Raw genomic sequence first — 18,962 nt, 5'->3', positions numbered from 1 at the left:
CCCTCCAATCCAAGGGAAGTATTCGTATGCGTTCAGCGTTCATCGTCGCCATCGCGGCACTCGGTTTCACCGCCACGGCCGCCCAGGCCCAGGATACCACCACCAGCAGCAACGGCACCAGCTTCCGCGGCATCCGCATCGAAGCCAATGCCGGTGGCGACCGCTTCCAGTCGCAGGGCGTCCATAACGACAAGTTCGGCTATGGCGGCACCATCGGCTTCGACGGCCAGATCGGCGATCGTATCGTGATCGGCGCCGAGGGCAGCTACTGGCGCGCCAGCGACTGGACCGAAAATTGCACCGCAGGCACGCAGGGCGGTTCGGTGTGCCACAAGTCGTTCGACGAATATGGCGCCGCAGTCCGCGCCGGCGTGCTCGCTACCCCGCAGCTGCTGATCTTCGCCAAGGGTGGCTATGTCAGCAACGAGCAGCGCAAGCGCTTCGATGCGCCTGCTGGTCAGACCTCGTTCTACGACCATTTCCGCACCGACGGCTATCAGGTCGGCGGCGGCGTCGAATATTCGTTCACCGGTGAAGAGACCCGCATGCCGGTCTATGCGAACGTCCAGTATGTCCGCTCGCAGTATAACGACCACACCGCGCGCCAGCGCGTGATGGCCGGCGTCGGCATCCGCTTCCGCTAATCGGCGCATGCACTGCTGCAAGGGGCCGGGCGCGGCGATGAGCTGCGCCCGGCCCTTTGTCGTGCGTGGGTCTGGCAAGTCGCCGCCCGCGCCTTACATGCCGCCGGCAAGTTCCTCCGAGGAGACACCAGCATGGCCGACGCCCCCGATCCCGCGAACAATCTTCCCGCCGGCTATGTCCCGCCCCAGGTGTGGGAATGGGCGCCGGGCAATGGCGGCCAGTTCGCCAACATCAACCGGCCGGTCTCGGGCGCGACGCACGACAAGGAAGTGCCGGTCGGCAAGCACCCGATCCAGCTCTATTCGCTCGGCACGCCCAACGGGCAGAAGGTGACGATCCTGCTCGAGGAACTGCTCGCCGCCGGCCATGCCGGCGCCGAATATGACGCCTGGAAGATCAACATCGGCGAGGGCGACCAGTTCGGCAGCGGCTTCGTCGCGATCAACCCGAACTCGAAGATCCCCGCGATGGTCGACCGTTCGAGCACCCCCGCGCTGCCGATCTTCGAGAGCGGCGCGATGATGATTCATCTCGCCGAGAAGTTCGGCGCCTACCTGCCGACCGATACCGCGAAGCGCGCGCAGACGCTGAGCTGGCTGATGTGGCAGATGGGGTCGGCCCCATTCCTCGGCGGCGGCTTCGGCCATTTCTTCGCCTATGCGCCGGTCAAGATCCAGTACGCGATCGATCGCTACGCGATGGAGGCCAAGCGCCAGCTCCACGTGCTCGACACGCATCTGGCGAACAACCGCTACATGGTCGGCGACGAATACACGATCGCCGACATGGCGATCTTCCCCTGGTACGGCGCGGTGGTGCGCGGCGAGACCTATGCGGGCGCCGACGTGTTCCTTAATGCCCAGGAATATCCGAACGTGCTGCGCTGGGCCGCCGAAATCGCCGATCGTGAGCCGGTGCGGCGCGGGCGGCTGGTCAATCGCGGCACCGGTCCCGAAGACCAGCGGGTTCCCGAACGCCATTCGGCGCACGATATAGACGTGGTGCTGGAGCGGATCCGGGCGATCGCCTGACCCGAACACGAAGCCTGCCGCAATCGCTTGACGCGATGCGGCGGGCTTCCCCATCCTCGTACGCGTACACGTAGGAAACGATCGAACACTTCATGCAGCTTGTCATCGTCGAGTCGCCCGCCAAGGCGAAAACCATCGAGAAGTATCTGGGCAAGGACTATCGGGTCCTCGCCAGCTATGGCCATGTCCGCGACCTGCCGGCGCGCGACGGGTCGGTGAACCCCGACGAATCGTTCGCGATGGAGTGGGAGACCTATGCCGACAAGTCGAAGCAGCTCAAGGCGATCACCGACGAGGCCAAGAAGGCCGACCGCCTGATCCTCGCGACCGACCCTGATCGCGAGGGCGAGGCGATCAGCTGGCACGTGCAGGAAGTGCTGCGCAACAAGAAGGCGCTCCCCAAGGAGGTCGAGCGCGTCACCTTCAACGCGATCACCAAGCCGGCGATCCTCCACGCGATGCAGCACCCGCGCGCGCTGGATACCGACCTGATCGACGCCTATCGCGCCCGCCGTGCGCTGGACTATCTCGTCGGCTTCACGCTCTCGCCGGTGCTGTGGCGCAAGCTGCCGGGTGCCAAGTCGGCGGGCCGCGTCCAGTCGGTGGCGCTGCGGCTGATCGTCGGGCGCGAGCGCGAGATCGAGAGCTTCGTCGCGCAGGAATATTGGTCGGTCATCGCCGAGATGGAATCGGACGGTACGCCGTTCCAGGCGCGGCTCGTCAAGTGGAAGGGCGAGAAGCTCGACCGGCTGTCGATCGGCGACCAAGGCAGCGCCGAGGCCGCCAAGAAGGCGGTCGAGGAAGGCCGCTTCACGGTAGTCTCGGTCGAGACCAAGCCGGCGATGCGCAACCCGCCGCCGCCCTTCACCACTTCGACGCTGCAGCAGGAAGCGGCGCGCAAGCTCGGCTTCTCGGCCAGCCACACGATGCGGATCGCGCAGGCGCTCTACGAGGACGGCGCGATCACCTATATGCGTACCGACGGCGTCCAGATGGACCCCTCGGCGATCCAGGCGGCGCGCAAGGCGGTGGCCGATCGCTATGACGGCAGCTACGTGCCGGACAAGCCGCGCCAGTACCAGACCAAGGCGAAGAACGCCCAGGAAGCGCACGAGGCGATCCGCCCGACCGATTTCGGCAAGGACCGCGCCGGCTCGGGCGACCATGCCAAGCTCTACGACCTGATCTGGAAGCGCGCGCTCGCCAGCCAGATGGCCTCGGCGCGGATGGAGCGCACCACCGTCGATCTGGCGGACGGCACCGGCCAGCACGGCCTGCGCGCCACCGGGCAGGTGGTGCTCTTCCCCGGCTATCTCGCGCTCTACGAAGAGGGCAAGGATGACGAGGGCGACGAGGACAGCCGCCGCCTGCCGCGCATGAGCGAAGGCGCCTCGCCCGCCAAGAAGGCGGTCAACGCCGAGCAGCACTTCACCCAGCCGCCGCCGCGCTTCTCCGAAGCCTCGCTGGTCAAGCGGCTGGAAGAGCTCGGCATCGGCCGGCCGTCGACCTATGCCTCGATCATCCAGGTGCTCAAGGATCGCGCCTATGTGCGGGTGGAGAAGAACCGCTTCTTCGCCGAGGAGAGCGGCCGCCTGCTGACCGCGTTCCTCGAGCGCTTCTTCGAGAAATACGTCTCGTTCGACTTCACCGCCGAGCTGGAGGAAGAGCTGGACGACGTGTCCGGCGGCCGCGCGGCGTGGCAGGCGGTGCTGGAAGCCTTCTGGCGCGACTTCAAGCCGCGCACCACCGAGGTGATGGAGCAGAAGCCCTCCGACATCACTGCGGCGCTCGACCAGTTCCTGGAGCCGTATCTCTTCCCCGCCAAGGCGGACGGCAGCGATCCGCGGCTCTGCCCGAATTGCGGCGTCGGCAAGCTGGCGCTGCGTGGCGGACGGTTCGGCGCCTTCGTGGCCTGCTCCAACTATCCCCAGTGCAAGTACACGCGCCGCTTCGGCCAGCCGGGCGGCGAGGGGTCTGAGGACACCGGTCCGGAAGTGCTGGGCCAGGATCCCGAGACGGGGCTCAATGTCGAGCGCAAGTCGGGCCGGTTCGGGCCGTATATCCAGCTCGGCGAGGGCAAGGATGCGGCGCGCGCCTCGATCCCGAAGGACGTCGATCTCGATCTGGAATGGGCGCTCAAGCTGCTCAAGCTGCCGCGCACCATCGGCAACCATCCGGAAACGGGCAACCCGATTACCGCCTCGATCGGGCGCTACGGGCCGTATCTGGCGCATGACGGCAAATATGCGCGGCTCCAGTCCACCGCCGAGGTGTTCGAGACCGGCATGAACGCGGCGGTAGTCAAGCTGGCCGAAGCGGCGGCGGGCGGCGGTCGCCCGGCGCGCGGGGCGGCGCGCGAGCCGCTTAAGGTGTTCGGCAAGCATCCGCGCACGGAGGCCGAGATTAAGCTGATGGAGGGCCGCTACGGCGCCTACCTCACCGACGGCGAGACCAACGCGACGCTGCCCAAGACGATCGACAAGGATGCGCTGACGCTGGAGGAAGCCGCCCAGCTGATCGACGCCAAGGCGGCGCAGGGGCCGGCCAAGGGGAAGGCGAAGAAGAAGGCGCCGGCCAAGAAGGCCGCGGCGAAGAAGCCTGCGGCCAAGGCGGCGGCGGGCGAGAAGGCCAGCGCGGCCAAGAAGCCTGCCGCGAAGAAGGCACCCGCGAAGAAGAAGGCGGCGGAGTAAGGGCCGGCCTGTTCGTCGTCATCCCGACTTTCGTCGGGATGACGGTTCGTGGGTGTCTTCGTCTTCGTCCTTTCCACCCACGCTTTCGGCTGGCATTTCGCCCGAAAAGCCCCCACATCGCGGCCATGGCTCCGCCACCTCCTTCGATCATCCGCGTCATCGACCTAGAAACCACCGGCGACAAGCCGCCCGTTCACGCCGTATGCGAGATCGGCTGGCAGGACGTCGCGCTCGGCGCCGACGGCCGCTGGGAACTGCAGGGCGAGGGCGGCAACCGCCTCGTCAATCCGGGGCGCGGCATTCCGCCGCTGACCATGGCGATCCACCATATCCGCGACGAGGATGTGGCGGATGCGCCCTATTGGCACGACGTCGCACGTCCCATCCTCGATCCCTGGCCGCGCCGCGTCGCGCTCGCTGCGCACCGGGCGAGCTTCGAGGAGCAGTTCTGCACGCCCGCGCTCACCCGCGGTGCCGACTGGATCTGCACCTGGAAATGCGCGCTGCGGCTGTGGCCGGACAGCCCTGGCTTCTCCAATCAGATGCTGCGCTACTGGCGCCGGCCGGAGGGGATGGAACATGAGCGCGGGCTGCCCGCGCACCGCGCCTTTCCCGACGCCTATGTGACGGCGTTCCACCTGCGCGACATGCTCAACCAGGCGAGCGTCGCGCAGCTGATCGAATGGTCGAGCCAGCCCGGCCTCTTGCCGCGCGTGCGCTACGGCCCCGATCGCGGCAAGGACTGGAGCGAGATTTCCGAGGACTCGCTCGAAGGCTTCCTCACCGACCGGGACGAGGATGTGCGCTTCACCGCGGAGACCGAGCTGTCCCGGCGACGGGGCGGCGCGCCTGTCGGGCGCGGCGGTTCCACGCAGCGGCTGCTGTTCTGACGCCGCTTAAGCCCCTCCTCCTTCTTGGAGGAGGGGTGGGGGGTGGAGGGATTCCAGAACGCTTGTCGGTCTCTGTGAGACACGGCCCCACCCCAACCCCTCCCGTGAAGGGGAGGGGCTTAGAATGGCCAAACCTCTTCGCTCCGAACTGCCGCCCCCCTCCTACGAAAGGATAGCCCCCTTTGGGGTTCCTCTCCGGAGATGCCTCCGCTAGGAGGCCAATTCATGACCACCACCCCCGAAGCCCCGGCCGGTCGTATCGTCGACGGCACGCACCAGTTCGCGCTCCGCGTCTATTTCGAGGACACCGATTTCACCGGCGTCGTCTATCACGCCAACTATCTGCGCTACATGGAGCGCGCCCGATCCGACCTGCTCGACTGCATGGGGATCGACCAGCGCGCCGTGTTCGAGGCGGGCGGTGGCGCCTATGCGGTCGCGGGGATCGACATTCGCTATCGTTCGCCGGCGAAACTCGGGGACACGCTGGTGGTTGTCAGCAGACTGACCCGATTGCGCGCCGCCGTCGTGGATATTCAGCAACGAGTCATGCGGGGCGAAACCATAGTCACCGAGGGGACCGTCGAGGTCGCCTTTGTCGGCCCGGGCGGTCGCCCGCGCCGCCAGCCGGCCGAGTGGCTTGCCGCGTTCGAACCGCTCGTGTGGAAGGAGAGTTAAGCGTCCATGCCGTCCGTCACAACCGGTGCCGTCCTGTCGCCGATCCACCTGTTCCTCCAGGCCGACATCGTCGTGAAGCTGGTCATGATCGGCCTGCTCCTCGCCAGCCTGTGGACCTGGACGATCATCGTCGGCTTCGCGCTGAAGGTGAGCGCGATCCGCAAGGAGATGCAGCGCTTCGAGACCGAATATCGCGAGGCCGATGACTTCGACGAATTCCACCGCCGCGCCGCCGGCCGCGACCAGCCGATCGCGCGCGTGTTCGCCGCCGGTGTGAGCGAATGGCGCCGCTCGACCGCCGGCAAGACGATCGACCGCGAAGGCACGCGCGAACGCCTCGCCACCGCGATGGGCGCGACGGTCGCGATGGAGATCGACCGGCTTTCGGATCGGCTGAACTTCCTCGCGACGGTGGGGTCGGTAGCACCCTTTGTCGGCCTGTTCGGCACCGTCTGGGGCATCATGCGCAGCTTTACCGGCATCGCCGCGGCACAGAGCTCGTCGCTCGCGGTCGTCGCGCCGGGCATTGCGGAAGCGCTGTTCGCCACCGCGATCGGCCTGTTCGCCGCCATTCCAGCGGTGATCGCGTATAACCGCTACAGCCATGCCGTGAACCGCGTCGAGGCGCGTCTCCACCGCTTCGCCGACGGCTTCCACGCGACGCTGAGCCGTCGCCTGGAGATGGAGAGCTAAGCCGATGGGCATGCACCTCCCCTCCAGCAAGGGCCGCGGCCGCCGCACGCCGATGGCCGAGATCAACGTCACCCCGCTGGTCGACGTGATGCTGGTGCTGCTGATCATCTTCATGGTCACCGCGCCGCTGCTCACCGCCGGCGTGCAGGTGAACCTGCCCGAGAGTCGCGCCAAGGCGCTCGACCAGGAGCAGAAGCCCGTCCAGATCTCGATCGACGACAAGGGCCAGGTGTTCCTCGACAATGACGCCGTGAGCGATGCCGAGCTGCCCGCGAAGCTGGAAGCGATCGCCGCCAAGAAGGGCCCCGACGGCAAGCCCGCCGCCATCTATCTGCGCGGCGATACCGCGCTGGGCTATGGCAAGGTGATGCGGGTGATGGGCGAGCTCAACCAGGCCGGCCTCAACAAGGTGTCGCTGCTCACCGAACCGAGCGACCAGCGCTGAGGTGAGCGAGACCATGGACCGTAGCGAGCGGATCGGGCTCGGCGTTTCCATCGCGGCGCATGCCGCGGTGTTCGCCGCGCTCGTGCTCAGCTTCGCGAAGACGCCGCCGCAGGAGCCGCCCAAGGCGATCCCGATCGACATCTCGCTCGCCGACAAGGTGGGGCTGGAAAGCAGCGCGCCGGTGCCGAGCCAGGAGGAACTGGCCGCCAAGAAGTCGCCGGTCGAGGCGCCGGTGGAGCCGGAGGCGGCGCCGCCGCCCTCGCCGGAACCGCAGCCGCAACCCAAGCCGCAACCTGCGCCGCCACAGCCGCAGCCGGCGCCGCAGCCCAAGCCGCAGCCGCCGCAGCCGAAGCCGAAGCCGGCACCGGCCGAGAAGCCGCAGCCCAAGCCGGCGCCCGCCGAGAAGCCCCAGCCGGCCAAGCCCGCCCAGCCCGCCAAGCCGGCACCGCCCTCCAAGGCCGCGCCCGCCAAGCCGAGCAACGCGCCGTCGCAGAGCGCCGCCACCGGCAGCGCGCGCCGCCCGGTGAAGCCGACCGGCAACCTTGCCGGGCTCGATCTCGGCCGCTCGAACAACAATACCGCCAGCACGTCGCTGCAGAACCCCGGCAGCAAGGCCTCGGCCGAGGACGTGGCGAGCTTCCGCGGCGTGATCGCGCGGCAGATCCAGCCCTGCGCCAACCGCCAGGTCACCCCCGGGCCGGGCGCCGAGCGCATCCGCGTGCTGCTGCGGATCAACTTCAATCCGGACGGCTCGCTGGCGGGCGATCCGGACATTACCGGCGTACAGGGGAACGATGCGACCAATGGTCGGTATGTAGAGCGGGTGAAGGATCTGGCGATCGCCACCTTCAAGGGCTGCACGCCGATCCGTGGGCTGCCCGCCAATCTCTACGCCGTGCCGAGTGGCTGGAAGAGCCTGGCGTTCAGCTACAAGCTGCCTGGATGAGGATGAAGCGATGAAATTCAAGTTTGTGGCCCTTGCGACGGTGTGCTTCGCGACCGCGGCCCATGCCCAGACGACTCCGCCGCCGCCGATCGCCAACAGCCCCGAGGCGCAGGCCCAGGCCGCGCAGCCGGCGCAGCAGGGCGGCGGCCAGCCGGTGATCGACATCGTCGGCGGCATCTCCGCGCCGATGCCGATCGCGATCCCGACGATGCCGACGTCTGCGGTGGTCGACACGCCCGCGGGCTCGACCGACGTGCTGGGCCAGAAGCTCGCCGACATCATCACCAACGATCTGCGCGGCTCGGGCCTGTTCACGCCGGTACCACCGGCGCAGCTGCGCACCGTCGCCTTCCCCGAAGTGACCGCGCCCGCCTATGACTATTGGGGCGGCACCGGCGCGCAGTCGCTGGTGCAGGGCTATGTCCGCGCCAACTCCAACGGCACGCTGACCGTCGGCTGCTATCTCTATGACGTGTCGTCCAAGGTGGAGCTGATCCGCCAGGGCTTCGTCGTCTCGCCCGGCGAGTGGCGTCGTGCGGGGCATAAGTGCGCCGACGCGATCTATGCGCGGCTCACCGGCGAAGGGCCTTATTTCGACACCCAGGTGGTCTACATCGCCGAGAGCGGGCCGAAGAACCGCCGCCGCAAGCAGCTCGCGATCATGGACCAGGACGGCGCGAACCACCGCTTCCTCACCAACGGCCAGTCGATCGTGCTGACCCCGCGCCTGAGCCCCAAGCTCAACGCGATCCTGTACATGAGCTTCGAGCGCGATCGCCCGTCGATCCACATCTACGACCTGGGCTCGCGCCAGGACCGCACGCTGGTAGCCAACGTCGCGCTCAACTTCGCGCCGCACTGGTCGCCCGATGCGCGCTGGGTGGTGTTCTCGATGGCGGTCGGTGGCAATACCGACATCTACCGCGTGCCGGCCAGCGGCGGCACTCCGCAGCGGCTGACCACCTCGCCCGGCATCGATACCGGCGGCAGCTATTCGCCCGACGGCTCCAAGATCGTGTTCGAAAGCGATCGCGGCGGCACCCAGCAGCTCTATGTGATGAATGCGGACGGCTCCAACCAGCACCGCATCAGCTTCGGCGGCGGGCGCTATGCGGCCCCGGCGTGGAGCCCGCGCGGCGATCAGATCGCCTTCACCCGCATGGGCGGCGGCGCGTTCCGCATCGGCGTGATGAACCCCTCGGGCGGCGGCGAGCAGCTGCTCACTAACAGCTGGGGCGACGAAGGCCCGAGCTGGGCACCCAATGGCCGCGTGATCATCTTCTTCCGCTCGGCGCAGGGATCGGGGCGCCCCGACCTGTGGACGGTCGATCTCACCGGCCGCGCGACGCGAAAAGTGCCGACGCCGCTCGATGGTTCGGATCCAAATTGGGGCGCCGTGCGTCCCTGACACCAAGTAGAAACTCTAGCGTAACGATTGCGCGGCATGCGCGAAACCACTGACAAGGAGGATTTCATGACCAAGCTCGTCCCCAGCCTGCTGCTCGGCGTTGCGCTCGTCGCCACCGCGGCCTGCTCGAAGAAGCCGCCGAAGGAGCTGCCGCCCGCGCCGACCGAGACCCCGGCGCCGAGCCAGCCCTATGGCAATGGCGAGACGACGCAGGCGACGCCGCTCTCCGAGCAGTTCCGCCGCGAGGTGACGAGCGACACGATCCACTTCGGCCTCGACCAGTATGACGTCGACCAGCAGTCGCGCACGATCCTCGACAGCCAGGCGAAGTGGCTGGTCGCGCACCCGAACGTCCGCATCACCCTGGAAGGGCATTGCGACGAGCGCGGCACTCGCGAATACAACCTCGCACTGGGCGACCGCCGCGCCAACGCCGCGAAGAACTATCTCGCCGCGCAGGGCGTCTCGGCCGATCGCATCACCACGATCAGCTACGGCAAGGAGCGCCCGATCGCGCTGGGTTCGGACGAAGCCGCCTGGGCGCAGAACCGTCGCGCGGTGACGCTCGTCCTGAACTGAGTTCGGGCCTGACGGCAAAAGATCGAGGCCGCCGGGGGACATGCCCCGGCGGCCTTTTTCGTGCCAGCCGAATCCGCTTGTGGAGCCCCCTGAATCGATATAAATATGATATCATAATTCAGGAGGGAAAAATGACGGACGTACGGAGCACCGCACCCGCATTGCGGCAAAGCCGCGAAACGGTCGCGCAGACGGCGAGCGGCTACGGCATGTTGTTGGTCGCAGTGGCGGCGCTGGCCTTGGGCGGGCTGGCCTTCACGCAGATCGACCGGCTGCCGGACTGGATGGTGGTCGCCTGGATCGTGCTCGCGTCGCTCGTCTTTCTCTTCGTGCTGTGCGGCTTCTACCTGCTCCAGCCCAACCAGGCGGCGGCGATCCTGCTGTTCGGCGACTATCGCGGCACCGATCGCACCACCGGCCTGCGCTGGTCTTGGCCGTGGCTGATCAAGACCAAGGTCTCGGTCCGCGCCAACAACATGATCTCGGACAAGATCAAGGTGAACGACCTGCGCGGCAACCCCATCGAAATGGCGGCGCAGGTGGTCTGGCGGGTGACCGACACCGCGCAGGCGCTGTTCGACGTCGACGACTACAAGGCGTTCGTGAACGTCCAGATCGAGGCGGCGGTGCGCACCATCGGCTCGCGCTACCCCTATGACGATTTCGAGCATCAGGAAGTCACCCTGCGCGGCAACCATGATCAGGTCGGTGGCGAACTCCGCGCCGAGCTGATCGAGCGACTGCTGGTCGCGGGCATCACCGTCGACGAGTGCGGCTTCACCCATCTCGCCTATGCGCAGGAGATCGCCGGCGCGATGCTGCGGCGCCAGCAGGCCCAGGCAGTGGTCGCGGCGCGCAAGGCGCTGGTCGAGGGCGCGGTGGGCATGGTCGAGATGGCGCTCGACCAGCTTTCGGCCAAGAATGTCGTCGAGCTAGACGACGAGCGCCGTGCCGCGATGGTCTCGAACCTGATGGTGGTGCTGTGCGGCGAGCGCGACACCCAGCCGGTGGTGAATGCCGGTTCGCTCTACCAGTAAGGCCGTGGCGTGAGCGTCCCCCCGCAGAAAAAGGCCTTCCCGCTCCGCCTCGATCCGGCGCTCTACGCCGCGATCGAGCGGAGCGCGGCGACCGACCTGCGCAGCGTCAACGCGCAGGTGGAGTGCCTGCTCCGCGAGGCGCTGGCCAGGCGTGGGGTGAAGCTGGCCGATCCGGTGCGGCCCAAGCGGGGCCGCCCGCCCAAGCAGGTGGAAGGAGACGAGGAATGACCGAGGATCGTGTACGCCCGGGCTTCTGGTTCAAGCCCAAGGCGTTCGGCTATGGCGCCACGCCGGTGACGTGGCAGGGTTGGCTGGTGGTGGCGCTGTTCGTGCTGCTGACAGGGCTGATCCTGCGTCTCGCGATGCCGCGGCACCCGCTGTTCCTGGTGCTGCTGGCCCCGCTGACGCTGGGGCTGGTCTGGATCAGCCGGGCGAAGACCGACGGCGCGTGGCGCTGGCGCGCCTGAGCGCTACGCCGCCAGGGCGAAGGCTGGCCCGTCGCCATCGTCGTTTGCAGCCGGCCGCGCGGGCCGACGGGTCCGCCGCGCGCGGGGCAGGCGACGACTGAAGCGCGCCGCCATCCAATGGCGCAGCCCCTGCACCCGCAGCGCCGTGAACACGGTCACCGTCGTGATCGCGATATCGACCAGCGTGCCGGTCTCGAACATGCTCGCCCAGGCAATCGCTTCGGGGGCCATCATCCCGAAAACCACCGCCCCTTCGGTTTCCATCACCCACACGATCGCCACGGCGGCGGCCACGAAGCCGAGGACGAGCACCACCTCGCCGCGCGACCAGCGGTTGCACCAGCGGGCAGGGGCCTCGACCAGCACCCGTCGCAGCGTCCGCCCGATGGGGGTACCGTCCGCCACCAGCAGGGCAAACCAGAACAGCAGCAGCGTCACCTGGGTCATCGTGAAGTCCCCCCTCGTTTGCGGTGAGTTGGGGATCGGCGGCGGGATTGCCAGCCGGTCGCGCCGAAAATCGCTTCCTCCGCTTCGCTGTTCCGCTTATGTACCCGCCATGCTGCGCTTCCCCGCTTCCATGCCGCCGCGCTCCGCTGGTTCGGAGCCTCATCGATGATCGCGCATCTTCGTGGCGCACTGGCGTCCAGCGGGGCCGATCATGCGGTGATCGACGTGAACGGTGTCGGCTATCTGGTCGGCGCATCGGCCAAGACGCTCGACAAGCTCGGCGCGGTCGGCGAGCAGGTCACCATCCATACCGAGATGCTGGTCAGCGAGGATTCGATCCGGCTGATGGGCTTCGCCACCGCCGACGAGCGGGATTGGTTCAAGCTGCTCACCAGCGTGCAGGGGGTCGGGGCGAAGGTGGCGCTGGCCATCCTCTCGATCCTCGCGCCCGAGGAACTGCGCACCGCGGTCGCCCGCGCTGATTCCGCGACGATCGCCCGGGCGAACGGGGTGGGGCCGAAGCTCGCCCAGCGCATCGTCAACGAGCTGAAGGACAAGGCCGGCGGCCTCGCGCTCGGCGGAGTAGGGGCTGCGGCGGCGCCCAGCGGCGGGGCTGCAGCCGATGCAGTGTCGGCGATGCTCAACCTCGGCTTCAAGCCTGCCGAAGCCAGCGCTGCGGTCAACGCCGCCAGCGACGAGCTGGGGCCGGCGGCAACGCTCGACGCGCTGGTCCGCCTCGCGCTGCGCAAGGCGGCGAAGTGAGGTGCTTTCTTTCGATCCTCCCCGGAACGGGGAGGGGGACCGCGCGGCGCAGCCGCGTGGTGGAGGGGGATTGCTCCATCGGACTCGCTTGTGGATAGCCCCCTCCACCAAGGCGCTGACGCGCCTTGGTCCCCCTCCCCGTACCGGGGAGGATCTGCGTTGGAAGTCGAATAGCCATGGAAATCGAAGTCTCCGCCGAAGCCAAGGACAAGCGCCTCAACCGCCGCGTCGCGATCACCGTCGTGGTGCTGTCGGTCTTCACCGGCGTGTGCAACATCAAGGACGGCAATATCGTCCAGGCGATGGAGCAGGCGCAGTCTAGCTCGGTCGACCTGTGGAACGAGTATCAGGCCACCAAGACCAAGCAGCACCTCGCCGAAACCAGCCGTGCGCAGATCGCCGCGGTGGCGAGCGATCCGGCCAAGGTCGCGCCGATCCTGAAGGGGCTGGATTCCGACATCGCCAAGTACAAGGTCGAGGCGCCCAAGCTCGCCGAGCAGGCCAAGGCGCAGGCGGCGCAATATGATGCGCTCAACGTGCATGACGACCAGTTCGATGCCAGCGACGCGGCGATCGCCACCGCGATATCGGTCGCGGCGGTATCTGCGCTGGCGGAGAGCAGCTGGCTGCTGATCGTCGCCTGGGTGTTCGGCGCGTTCGGGCTGTTCATGGGGGTGTGCGGCTTCGCCGGCTGGGGCTTCCATCCCGACGTGCTGAGCACCTTGCTGGGATGAGGGACGCGATCCTTCTCGATCCTCCCCGGAACGGGGAGGGGGACCGCCGCCGAAGGCGGTGGTGGAGGGGGGGCTCCACACCGGAGTCGCTTGCCGTGCGCCCCCCCCACCAAGCCGCTGCGCGTCTTGGTCCCCCTCCCCGTGCCGGGGAGGATCTGTTAGACCAACGGCGTCGGCATCGGTTCGCCGGCGAAATGGGCGTCGAGATTGGCGAGCACCAGCGCCGCCATTGCCGCGCGCGTCTCCGCCGTGGCGCTGCCCTGATGGGGGGCGAGCACCACCTGCTCCATCGATCGCAGCGCCTCGGGCACGTGCGGCTCGTCGGCGAACACGTCGAGCCCGGCGCCGGCGATCGTACCCGCCCAGAGCGCAGTGACCAGCGCATCCTCGTCGACCAGGCTGCCGCGCGCGACATTGACCAGCACGCCCGCGGGGCCGAGCTTGTCCAGCACGGCGGCGTCCACGACGTGCGCCGTCGCGGCGGTGCTGGGTGCCGCCAGGATCAGCACGTCGCTTTCCTCCGCCAGGCTGGCGGCGTCGGGCATATAGCGCCAGGGTACCGATTTCGCGCTGCGGGCGGTGTAGAGCACTTCGCGCGCGAAGGGTGCGGCGCGGGCGCCGATCGCCGCGCCGATCTTGCCCATCCCGAAAATGCCGATCCGGCGGCCGCTCGCATGCCGGCCGAGCGGCGCCTTCCAGCCGCCGCGGCGCACCAGCGCGTCGTTGGCGGCGATCCGGCGCTGCACCGCCAGCATCAGCCCGATGGCGAGATCGGCGACATCGTCGGTCAGCACGTCGGGGGTGGTCGACACTCGCACGCCGCGGGCGCGCAGCGCGTCGAGATCCAGCCCGTCATAGCCGACCCCGTTGATCGCGACGATCTCCAGCGCGGGGAGCCGATCGAGCATCACGGCATCCAGCTGCAGCTGTCCCCCGCCGACGATCGCGCGGGTGGTCGCGGGCGGCGTACCCTCGTGCAGCGAGAAGCGCCGCGCGAGTTCGGCACGGAGCGCGTCGGAAATCGCGGTTGCTACGTACAGATCGATCATATGCGCCTAGATGCGCGTTTCGTCGCGGCTTTGCCAGTCCAGCCAATCGACCGGCGCGCGTGCGGCGGCTACAATGTGATTTTCTTGCCATGACCGAACCCGATCGCCTCCTCACCGCCGGCCGCCGCCCCGAAGACGTCGACGCCGCGCTGCGCCCCAAGTCGCTCGACGAGTTCGTCGGGCAGAAGGCGGCGCGCGAGAATCTCCGTGTGTTCATCGATGCCGCCAGGGCGCGCGGCGATGCGCTGGACCATGTGCTGTTCTTCGGGCCGCCGGGCCTCGGCAAGACCACGCTCGCCCAGATCATCGCGCGCGAAATGGGGGTGGGGTTCCGCTCGACCTCGGGGCCGGTGATCGTCAAGTCGGGGGACCTGGCGGCACTGCTCACCAATCTCGAGGACGGCGACGTGCTGTTCATCGACGAAATCCACCGCTTGAATCCGGCGGTGGAAGAGGTGCTGTACCCGGCGATGGAGGACCGCGCGCTCGACCTGATGATCGGCGAGGGGCCCTCGGCGCGCAGCGTGCGGATCGATCTGCCGCGCTTCACGCTGGTCGGTGCAACCACGCGGCAGGGGCTGTTGACGACGCCGCTGCGCGATCGCTTCGGCATTCCGGTGCGGCTGCAATTCTACACGGTGGACGAGCTGGAGCGCGTGGTGACCCGCGCTGCCGGGCTGCTGGGCCTGGACATCGCCGCCGATGGCGCACGCGAAGTCGCACGCCGTTCGCGCGGCACGCCGCGCATCGCCGGGCGGCTGCTGCGCCGGGTGCGCGACTTCGCCAATGTGTTCGGCGAGGCGGTGGTACATGCCAAGGTGGCCGATGCCGCGCTCAACCGGCTGGAAGTCGACGGGCTCGGGCTCGACGCGATGGACCGGCGCTACCTGATGATGATTGCCGACGTCTATCGTGGCGGCCCGGTGGGGGTCGAGACGCTCGCCGCCGGGCTCAGCGAGCCGCGCGACACCGTCGAGGAAGTGATCGAGCCCTATCTGATCCAGCTCGGCCTGATCGCGCGGACGGCGCGCGGGCGCTGCCTCAACGGACCGGGGTGGAAGCATCTCGGGCTCAACCCGCCCGCAGGCTCGCAGGACGGGCTGTTCGACTAGGCGCCGTGCTCGAAGCCCAGGCGCTCGGGAAGCGTGAGCGGGGTGCCGGCATCGTGGAGCGTCAGCCCAGCGCCCTCGCTGAACGACCCCAGGCACGTCGCCGCCACCGGCAGCGGTCCTGGCGGCGCGGCGAACAGCAGCTCGTAATCGTCCCCCGCGGTCGCCGCCGCCAGCCGCGCCGCGCGATCCCCGCCGCGCACCGCCTGATAGTCCGCCGAAAGCGGCACGGCGGCGAGGTCGATCGTCACCGCGAGCCCGCTGGCCTCGGCCATGCGGGCCGCGTCGATCAGCAGCCCGTCGGACACGTCCATCATCGCATGCACGCCCGAGGCGAGCGCCTGCCCCTCTTCCAGCCGCGGCGTCGGGCGACGATAGCGCGCGAGCAGCGTTGCCGGACCCTCGCCTGCCAGCGCCACCGCCAGCCCCGCGCCGCCGTCGCCGATCGTGCCGGTCACGTAGAGCAGGTCGCCGGCCTGCGCACCGCTTCGCGCCGGCGCATAGGCCGAGCGCCCGAGCGCGGTCAGCGACAGCGTTCGCGGCGCGCCCGCAGGCGCCTTCACCGTGTCCCCGCCGATCAGCGGGCAGGCGAAGGCCGCCAACGCCGCGTCCAGCCCCGCCAGGAACGACGAATCCCAGGCGTCGTCGCCCGCGAGCGGATAGCCGAGCAGCACGCCTTCCGGCACCGCGCCCTTGGCGGCGAGATCGGACAGGTTCACCGCCACCAGCTTCCAGGCGACGTCCTCCGCCGGATCGTCCGACAGATAATGGACGCCCTCCACCAGCACGTCATGGGTTAGGACGAGATCGCCGAGAACGGCCGCATCGTCGCGCAGCCCGCGCGCTCCGGCATGGAGCGGCAGGTGGCGCAGATAGGCGAGGAACGCCGCTTCGTTCATCCCGCCCGGCACGGGGCAGGCGCGCGCGTCAACCGCGTGCGTCCTTGGCGATCGCGTCGAGGATGCCGTTCACGAACCCCTTTTCACGACGATCGTAGAAGGCGTCGGTGACGTCGAGATACTCGCTGATAACCGCCGCGGTCGGCACGTCGGCACGGGCGAGCAGCTCATAGGTGCCGGCGCGCAGGATCTGGCGCATCGGCTTGTCGAGCCGCTCCAGCGTCCAGCCGGTGCTCAGCTTGGCGGCGATGATGCCGTCGATCTCCTCGCGGCGGGCGTCGGCGCCGCTGACGATGTCGTCGAAAAAGGCGATGTCGGCGTCGGCATATTCGACGTCTTCGATGATCGCGCCCAGCCGGTGCTGGTGGAACTCGTGGAGCAGCGCGGGGATGGAAGTGCCCTCCATCTCGCGCTGGTACAGCGCCTGGACGGCACCGAGGCGCGCGGCGGCGCGAGCCTTGGAACGGGAGCGTGCTTGCGGACTGGCCATATTCTTACTCTATCACTTTAGACGGATCGCGACCGACTTTGCGTGCGCGGGCAGGCCTTCGGCTTCTGCGAGCGCCACGGCAGCGGGGCCGATCGCGGCGAGCCCGGACGGATCCAGGCTCAGGAACGAGGTACGCTTCATGAAATCGAGCACCGAAAGGCCCGACGCGAAGCGCGCGCGCCGCCCGGTGGGCAGCACATGGTTGGGGCCGGCGACATAATCGCCGACGGCTTCCGGCGTATAGCGGCCGAGGAACACCGAGCCCGCGTGGCGGACCATGTCGAACAGCGGCTCGGCATCGTCGCAGGCGAGTTCGAGATGCTCGGGCGCGAGGCGGTCGACCAGCGGCATCGCGGTGGGCAGGTCGGGCACCAGGATGATCGCGCCGTTGGCGTCCCAACTGGTGCGCGCAGTGGCGCCGGTCGCGAGCGTGGCGATCTGCGCGTCGACGGCCGCCGCGACCTTGTCGGCGAAATCGGCGTCGTCGGTGAACAGGATCGACTGGCTGGTGGGGTCGTGCTCGGCCTGGCTGAGCAGGTCGGCGGCGATCCATTCGGGATCGTTCCTGCCGTCCGCCACCACCACGATCTCCGACGGGCCCGCGACCATGTCGATGCCGACCACGCCGTAGAGCTGGCGCTTGGCCTCGGCCACCCAGGCATTGCCCGGGCCGGTGACGACGTCGACCGGCGCGATCGTCTCGGTGCCATAGGCGAGCGCGGCCACCGCCTGCGCGCCGCCGACGCGGTAGAGTTCGTCGACGCCGGCGACATGCGCGGCTGCGAGGACCAGCGGGTTCACTTCGCCGTTGGGCGTCGGGGTGACCATCACGAGGCGACGCACGCCCGCCGCCTTGGCGGGAATGGCGTTCATCAGCACCGAGCTGGGATAGGCGGCGCGCCCACCGGGGACATAGACGCCCGCCGCATCGACCGGCGTCCAGCGCGCGCCGAGGCGGATGCCCTGCGCGTCGGTCTCGTCGCGATCTTCGGGGCGCTGCTTGGAATGGTAGACCGCGATCCGCTCGGCGGCGAGTTCGAGGGCGTCGCGCAGCTCCGCGGTGAGCCCCTCATAGGCGGCGAGGCAGTCGGCGCGGTCGATCGTCCAGCCGGAGCGGTCGAGATCATGCTTGTCGAACAGCCGGGTGAGGTCGCGCAGCGCGACATCGCCTTCGTCGCGCACCCGCTTGATGATGTGGGTGACGTTGCGCGCGACATCGTCGTCGGCCTCGCGACGGGCATTGACCAGCGCGGTGAAGGCTTGCGTGAAACCGGCGTCGGTGGAGTCGAGGCGGATCATGCCACGGCCTTTCGGAAGCCGTCGACCAGCGGCACGACTTCGCTGGCGCGCGTCTTGAACGCGGCGCGGTTGACGATCAGGCGGCTGGTCACTTGCGCGATCACCTCGACCTCGACGAGGCCGTTTTCCTGCAGCGTACGGCCCGAGGAAACGAGGTCGACGATACGCGGGGCCAGGCCCAGCACCGGCGCCAGCTCCATCGCGCCGTTGAGCTTGACGCACTCCGCCTGCACGCCGCGCGCCTCGAAATGGGCGCGGGTGATGTGGGGGTACTTGGTCGCGACGCGGACATGGCTCCAGCCGCGCGGATCGTCCTGTTCGGCGAGCGCCACGGGCTCGGCGACCGAGATGCGGCAATGGCCGATGCCCAGGTCCACCGGCGCGTAGAGCTCCGAATAGTCGAATTCGGCGAGAACGTCCGAACCGACGATGCCCAGATGCGCGGCGCCATGCGCGACGAAGGTCGCGACGTCGAAGGCGCGCACCCGGATCAGGTCGATCGCGGGATTGTTGGTCGTGAAACGCAGCGCGCGCGAGTTTTTATCGGAAAAGGCCGCTTCGGGCACGATGCCGACCGCCGCCAGCAACGGCAGCGCCTCTTCGAGAATCCGGCCTTTCGGCACGGCAAGGATCAACGGCTCGGTCATGGGTGCGGGGGCTTTAC

At 68.6% G+C, this 18,962-nt stretch carries 22 protein-coding genes; 16 read left to right on the top strand and 6 right to left on the bottom strand.

The window, feature by feature from the left end:
- Window positions 1–26 precede the first annotated feature (26 nt).
- The 13 genes from ABIC65_RS10380 (at window position 27) to ABIC65_RS10320 (ending at window position 11,509) form a co-directional block, all read left to right on the top strand.
- Window positions 27–644: an outer membrane protein gene (locus ABIC65_RS10380; protein ID WP_354308478.1), complete on the top strand. Its 618-nt coding sequence runs from the start codon at window positions 27–29 to the stop codon at window positions 642–644.
- A gap of 132 nt (window positions 645–776) precedes the next feature.
- Window positions 777–1,676: a glutathione-dependent disulfide-bond oxidoreductase gene (yghU, locus tag ABIC65_RS10375; RefSeq protein ID WP_354308477.1), complete on the top strand. Its 900-nt coding sequence runs from the start codon at window positions 777–779 to the stop codon at window positions 1,674–1,676.
- A gap of 92 nt (window positions 1,677–1,768) precedes the next feature.
- The gene (gene topA, locus ABIC65_RS10370) at window positions 1,769–4,366 is read left to right on the top strand and encodes a type I DNA topoisomerase (RefSeq protein WP_354308475.1); all 2,598 of its coding nucleotides are present in this window, start codon (window positions 1,769–1,771) and stop codon (window positions 4,364–4,366) included.
- Between the two features lie 125 nt (window positions 4,367–4,491).
- Window positions 4,492–5,256 (top strand): exonuclease domain-containing protein, encoded by a 765-nt coding sequence (locus ABIC65_RS10365; RefSeq protein WP_064310968.1) that lies wholly within the window; start codon window positions 4,492–4,494, stop codon window positions 5,254–5,256.
- A gap of 225 nt (window positions 5,257–5,481) precedes the next feature.
- Window positions 5,482–5,934, top strand: a complete 453-nt coding sequence (locus tag ABIC65_RS10360) for a YbgC/FadM family acyl-CoA thioesterase (protein ID WP_354308473.1) — start codon at window positions 5,482–5,484, stop codon at window positions 5,932–5,934.
- A 6-nt stretch (window positions 5,935–5,940) separates the two neighbouring features.
- Window positions 5,941–6,627: a protein TolQ gene (gene tolQ, locus ABIC65_RS10355; RefSeq protein WP_354308472.1), complete on the top strand. Its 687-nt coding sequence runs from the start codon at window positions 5,941–5,943 to the stop codon at window positions 6,625–6,627.
- A gap of 4 nt (window positions 6,628–6,631) precedes the next feature.
- Window positions 6,632–7,072 carry a protein TolR gene (tolR, locus tag ABIC65_RS10350; protein ID WP_354308471.1) on the top strand — a complete coding sequence of 147 codons (441 nt, stop codon included), beginning with the start codon at window positions 6,632–6,634 and terminating at the stop codon, window positions 7,070–7,072.
- Window positions 7,073–7,085: 13 nt separating this feature from the next.
- Window positions 7,086–8,018: a cell envelope biogenesis protein TolA gene (locus ABIC65_RS10345; protein ID WP_354308470.1), complete on the top strand. Its 933-nt coding sequence runs from the start codon at window positions 7,086–7,088 to the stop codon at window positions 8,016–8,018.
- A 10-nt stretch (window positions 8,019–8,028) separates the two neighbouring features.
- Window positions 8,029–9,426, top strand: coding sequence for a Tol-Pal system beta propeller repeat protein TolB (tolB, locus tag ABIC65_RS10340; RefSeq protein ID WP_354308469.1), 1,398 nt, complete (start codon window positions 8,029–8,031; stop codon window positions 9,424–9,426).
- A gap of 66 nt (window positions 9,427–9,492) precedes the next feature.
- A complete protein-coding gene (gene pal / locus ABIC65_RS10335) occupies window positions 9,493–10,005 on the top strand; it encodes a peptidoglycan-associated lipoprotein Pal (RefSeq protein WP_354308467.1) in 513 nt (170 codons plus the stop codon).
- Between the two features lie 131 nt (window positions 10,006–10,136).
- Window positions 10,137–11,042, top strand: a complete 906-nt coding sequence (locus ABIC65_RS10330) for an SPFH domain-containing protein (RefSeq protein WP_354308465.1) — start codon at window positions 10,137–10,139, stop codon at window positions 11,040–11,042.
- 9 nt (window positions 11,043–11,051) lie between these two features.
- On the top strand, window positions 11,052–11,270 hold the full coding sequence (locus tag ABIC65_RS10325; RefSeq protein WP_185743056.1) for a toxin-antitoxin system HicB family antitoxin: 219 nt from the start codon (window positions 11,052–11,054) through the stop codon (window positions 11,268–11,270).
- Window positions 11,267–11,509: a hypothetical protein gene (locus tag ABIC65_RS10320; RefSeq protein ID WP_354308464.1), complete on the top strand. Its 243-nt coding sequence runs from the start codon at window positions 11,267–11,269 to the stop codon at window positions 11,507–11,509. Before ABIC65_RS10325 ends, ABIC65_RS10320 begins: the two co-directional genes overlap by 4 nt.
- Before the next feature lie 3 nt (window positions 11,510–11,512).
- Here ABIC65_RS10320 and ABIC65_RS10315 read toward each other — a convergent pair whose 3' ends face one another.
- The gene (locus ABIC65_RS10315; RefSeq protein ID WP_354308462.1) at window positions 11,513–11,956 is read right to left on the bottom strand and encodes a hypothetical protein; all 444 of its coding nucleotides are present in this window, start codon (window positions 11,954–11,956) and stop codon (window positions 11,513–11,515) included.
- A gap of 165 nt (window positions 11,957–12,121) precedes the next feature.
- Between ABIC65_RS10315 and ruvA the strand changes: the two genes are divergently transcribed.
- Window positions 12,122–12,718 carry a Holliday junction branch migration protein RuvA gene (gene ruvA / locus ABIC65_RS10310; protein WP_093298129.1) on the top strand — a complete coding sequence of 199 codons (597 nt, stop codon included), beginning with the start codon at window positions 12,122–12,124 and terminating at the stop codon, window positions 12,716–12,718.
- A gap of 176 nt (window positions 12,719–12,894) precedes the next feature.
- Window positions 12,895–13,452: a DUF4337 domain-containing protein gene (locus ABIC65_RS10305; RefSeq protein ID WP_354308460.1), complete on the top strand. Its 558-nt coding sequence runs from the start codon at window positions 12,895–12,897 to the stop codon at window positions 13,450–13,452.
- A 158-nt stretch (window positions 13,453–13,610) separates the two neighbouring features.
- On the opposite strand, the gene ABIC65_RS10300 is transcribed toward ABIC65_RS10305, so the two are convergent.
- A complete protein-coding gene (locus tag ABIC65_RS10300) occupies window positions 13,611–14,501 on the bottom strand; it encodes a 2-hydroxyacid dehydrogenase (protein WP_354308459.1) in 891 nt (296 codons plus the stop codon).
- An 89-nt stretch (window positions 14,502–14,590) separates the two neighbouring features.
- Here ABIC65_RS10300 and ruvB point away from each other — a divergent pair, with 89 nt between their 5' ends.
- Window positions 14,591–15,613, top strand: a complete 1,023-nt coding sequence (gene ruvB, locus ABIC65_RS10295; protein ID WP_354308457.1) for a Holliday junction branch migration DNA helicase RuvB — start codon at window positions 14,591–14,593, stop codon at window positions 15,611–15,613.
- Here ruvB and thiL read toward each other — a convergent pair.
- From thiL to hisG, 4 genes are read right to left on the bottom strand one after another with little or no spacing between them, the layout of a single operon-like run.
- Entirely contained in the window at window positions 15,610–16,509 is a 900-nt protein-coding gene (gene thiL / locus ABIC65_RS10290) for a thiamine-phosphate kinase (protein WP_354308455.1), read from the bottom strand. The two genes, ruvB and thiL, sit on opposite strands and share 4 nt — an antisense overlap.
- Before the next feature lie 28 nt (window positions 16,510–16,537).
- Window positions 16,538–16,999 (bottom strand): transcription antitermination factor NusB, encoded by a 462-nt coding sequence (gene nusB, locus ABIC65_RS10285; RefSeq protein WP_121073911.1) that lies wholly within the window; start codon window positions 16,997–16,999, stop codon window positions 16,538–16,540.
- A gap of 12 nt (window positions 17,000–17,011) precedes the next feature.
- Window positions 17,012–18,298 carry a histidinol dehydrogenase gene (gene hisD / locus ABIC65_RS10280; protein WP_354308453.1) on the bottom strand — a complete coding sequence of 429 codons (1,287 nt, stop codon included), beginning with the start codon at window positions 18,296–18,298 and terminating at the stop codon, window positions 17,012–17,014.
- Entirely contained in the window at window positions 18,295–18,945 is a 651-nt protein-coding gene (gene hisG, locus ABIC65_RS10275) for an ATP phosphoribosyltransferase (protein WP_354308452.1), read from the bottom strand. The genes hisD and hisG overlap by 4 nt, the downstream gene beginning before the upstream one ends.
- Window positions 18,946–18,962: the final 17 nt, after the last annotated feature.

It is taken from the genome of Sphingomonas trueperi (assembly GCF_040545665.1).
Classification (GTDB): Bacteria; Pseudomonadota; Alphaproteobacteria; order Sphingomonadales; family Sphingomonadaceae; genus Sphingomonas; species Sphingomonas trueperi_B.
The sequence above is the reverse complement of the archived record's forward strand: the minus strand, read 5'-3'. Positions and strand labels throughout refer to the sequence as shown.

Coding starts and splice junctions, on each gene's coding strand:
- ruvA (WP_093298129.1), top strand. CDS start 12,122: ATGATCGCGCATCTTCGTGGCGCACTGGCGTCCAGCGGGGCCGATCAT.
- ABIC65_RS10320 (WP_354308464.1), top strand. CDS start 11,267: ATGACCGAGGATCGTGTACGCCCGGGCTTCTGGTTCAAGCCCAAGGCG.
- ABIC65_RS10315 (WP_354308462.1), bottom strand. CDS start 11,956: ATGACCCAGGTGACGCTGCTGCTGTTCTGGTTTGCCCTGCTGGTGGCG.
- nusB (WP_121073911.1), bottom strand. CDS start 16,999: ATGGCCAGTCCGCAAGCACGCTCCCGTTCCAAGGCTCGCGCCGCCGCG.
- hisG (WP_354308452.1), bottom strand. CDS start 18,945: ATGACCGAGCCGTTGATCCTTGCCGTGCCGAAAGGCCGGATTCTCGAA.
- yghU (WP_354308477.1), top strand. CDS start 777: ATGGCCGACGCCCCCGATCCCGCGAACAATCTTCCCGCCGGCTATGTC.
- ABIC65_RS10360 (WP_354308473.1), top strand. CDS start 5,482: ATGACCACCACCCCCGAAGCCCCGGCCGGTCGTATCGTCGACGGCACG.
- tolQ (WP_354308472.1), top strand. CDS start 5,941: ATGCCGTCCGTCACAACCGGTGCCGTCCTGTCGCCGATCCACCTGTTC.
- pal (WP_354308467.1), top strand. CDS start 9,493: ATGACCAAGCTCGTCCCCAGCCTGCTGCTCGGCGTTGCGCTCGTCGCC.
- topA (WP_354308475.1), top strand. CDS start 1,769: ATGCAGCTTGTCATCGTCGAGTCGCCCGCCAAGGCGAAAACCATCGAG.
- ABIC65_RS10380 (WP_354308478.1), top strand. CDS start 27: ATGCGTTCAGCGTTCATCGTCGCCATCGCGGCACTCGGTTTCACCGCC.
- ABIC65_RS10305 (WP_354308460.1), top strand. CDS start 12,895: ATGGAAATCGAAGTCTCCGCCGAAGCCAAGGACAAGCGCCTCAACCGC.
- ABIC65_RS10345 (WP_354308470.1), top strand. CDS start 7,086: ATGGACCGTAGCGAGCGGATCGGGCTCGGCGTTTCCATCGCGGCGCAT.
- ABIC65_RS10330 (WP_354308465.1), top strand. CDS start 10,137: ATGACGGACGTACGGAGCACCGCACCCGCATTGCGGCAAAGCCGCGAA.
- ruvB (WP_354308457.1), top strand. CDS start 14,591: ATGACCGAACCCGATCGCCTCCTCACCGCCGGCCGCCGCCCCGAAGAC.
- ABIC65_RS10365 (WP_064310968.1), top strand. CDS start 4,492: ATGGCTCCGCCACCTCCTTCGATCATCCGCGTCATCGACCTAGAAACC.
- ABIC65_RS10300 (WP_354308459.1), bottom strand. CDS start 14,501: ATGATCGATCTGTACGTAGCAACCGCGATTTCCGACGCGCTCCGTGCC.
- tolR (WP_354308471.1), top strand. CDS start 6,632: ATGGGCATGCACCTCCCCTCCAGCAAGGGCCGCGGCCGCCGCACGCCG.
- thiL (WP_354308455.1), bottom strand. CDS start 16,509: ATGAACGAAGCGGCGTTCCTCGCCTATCTGCGCCACCTGCCGCTCCAT.
- hisD (WP_354308453.1), bottom strand. CDS start 18,298: ATGATCCGCCTCGACTCCACCGACGCCGGTTTCACGCAAGCCTTCACC.
- tolB (WP_354308469.1), top strand. CDS start 8,029: ATGAAATTCAAGTTTGTGGCCCTTGCGACGGTGTGCTTCGCGACCGCG.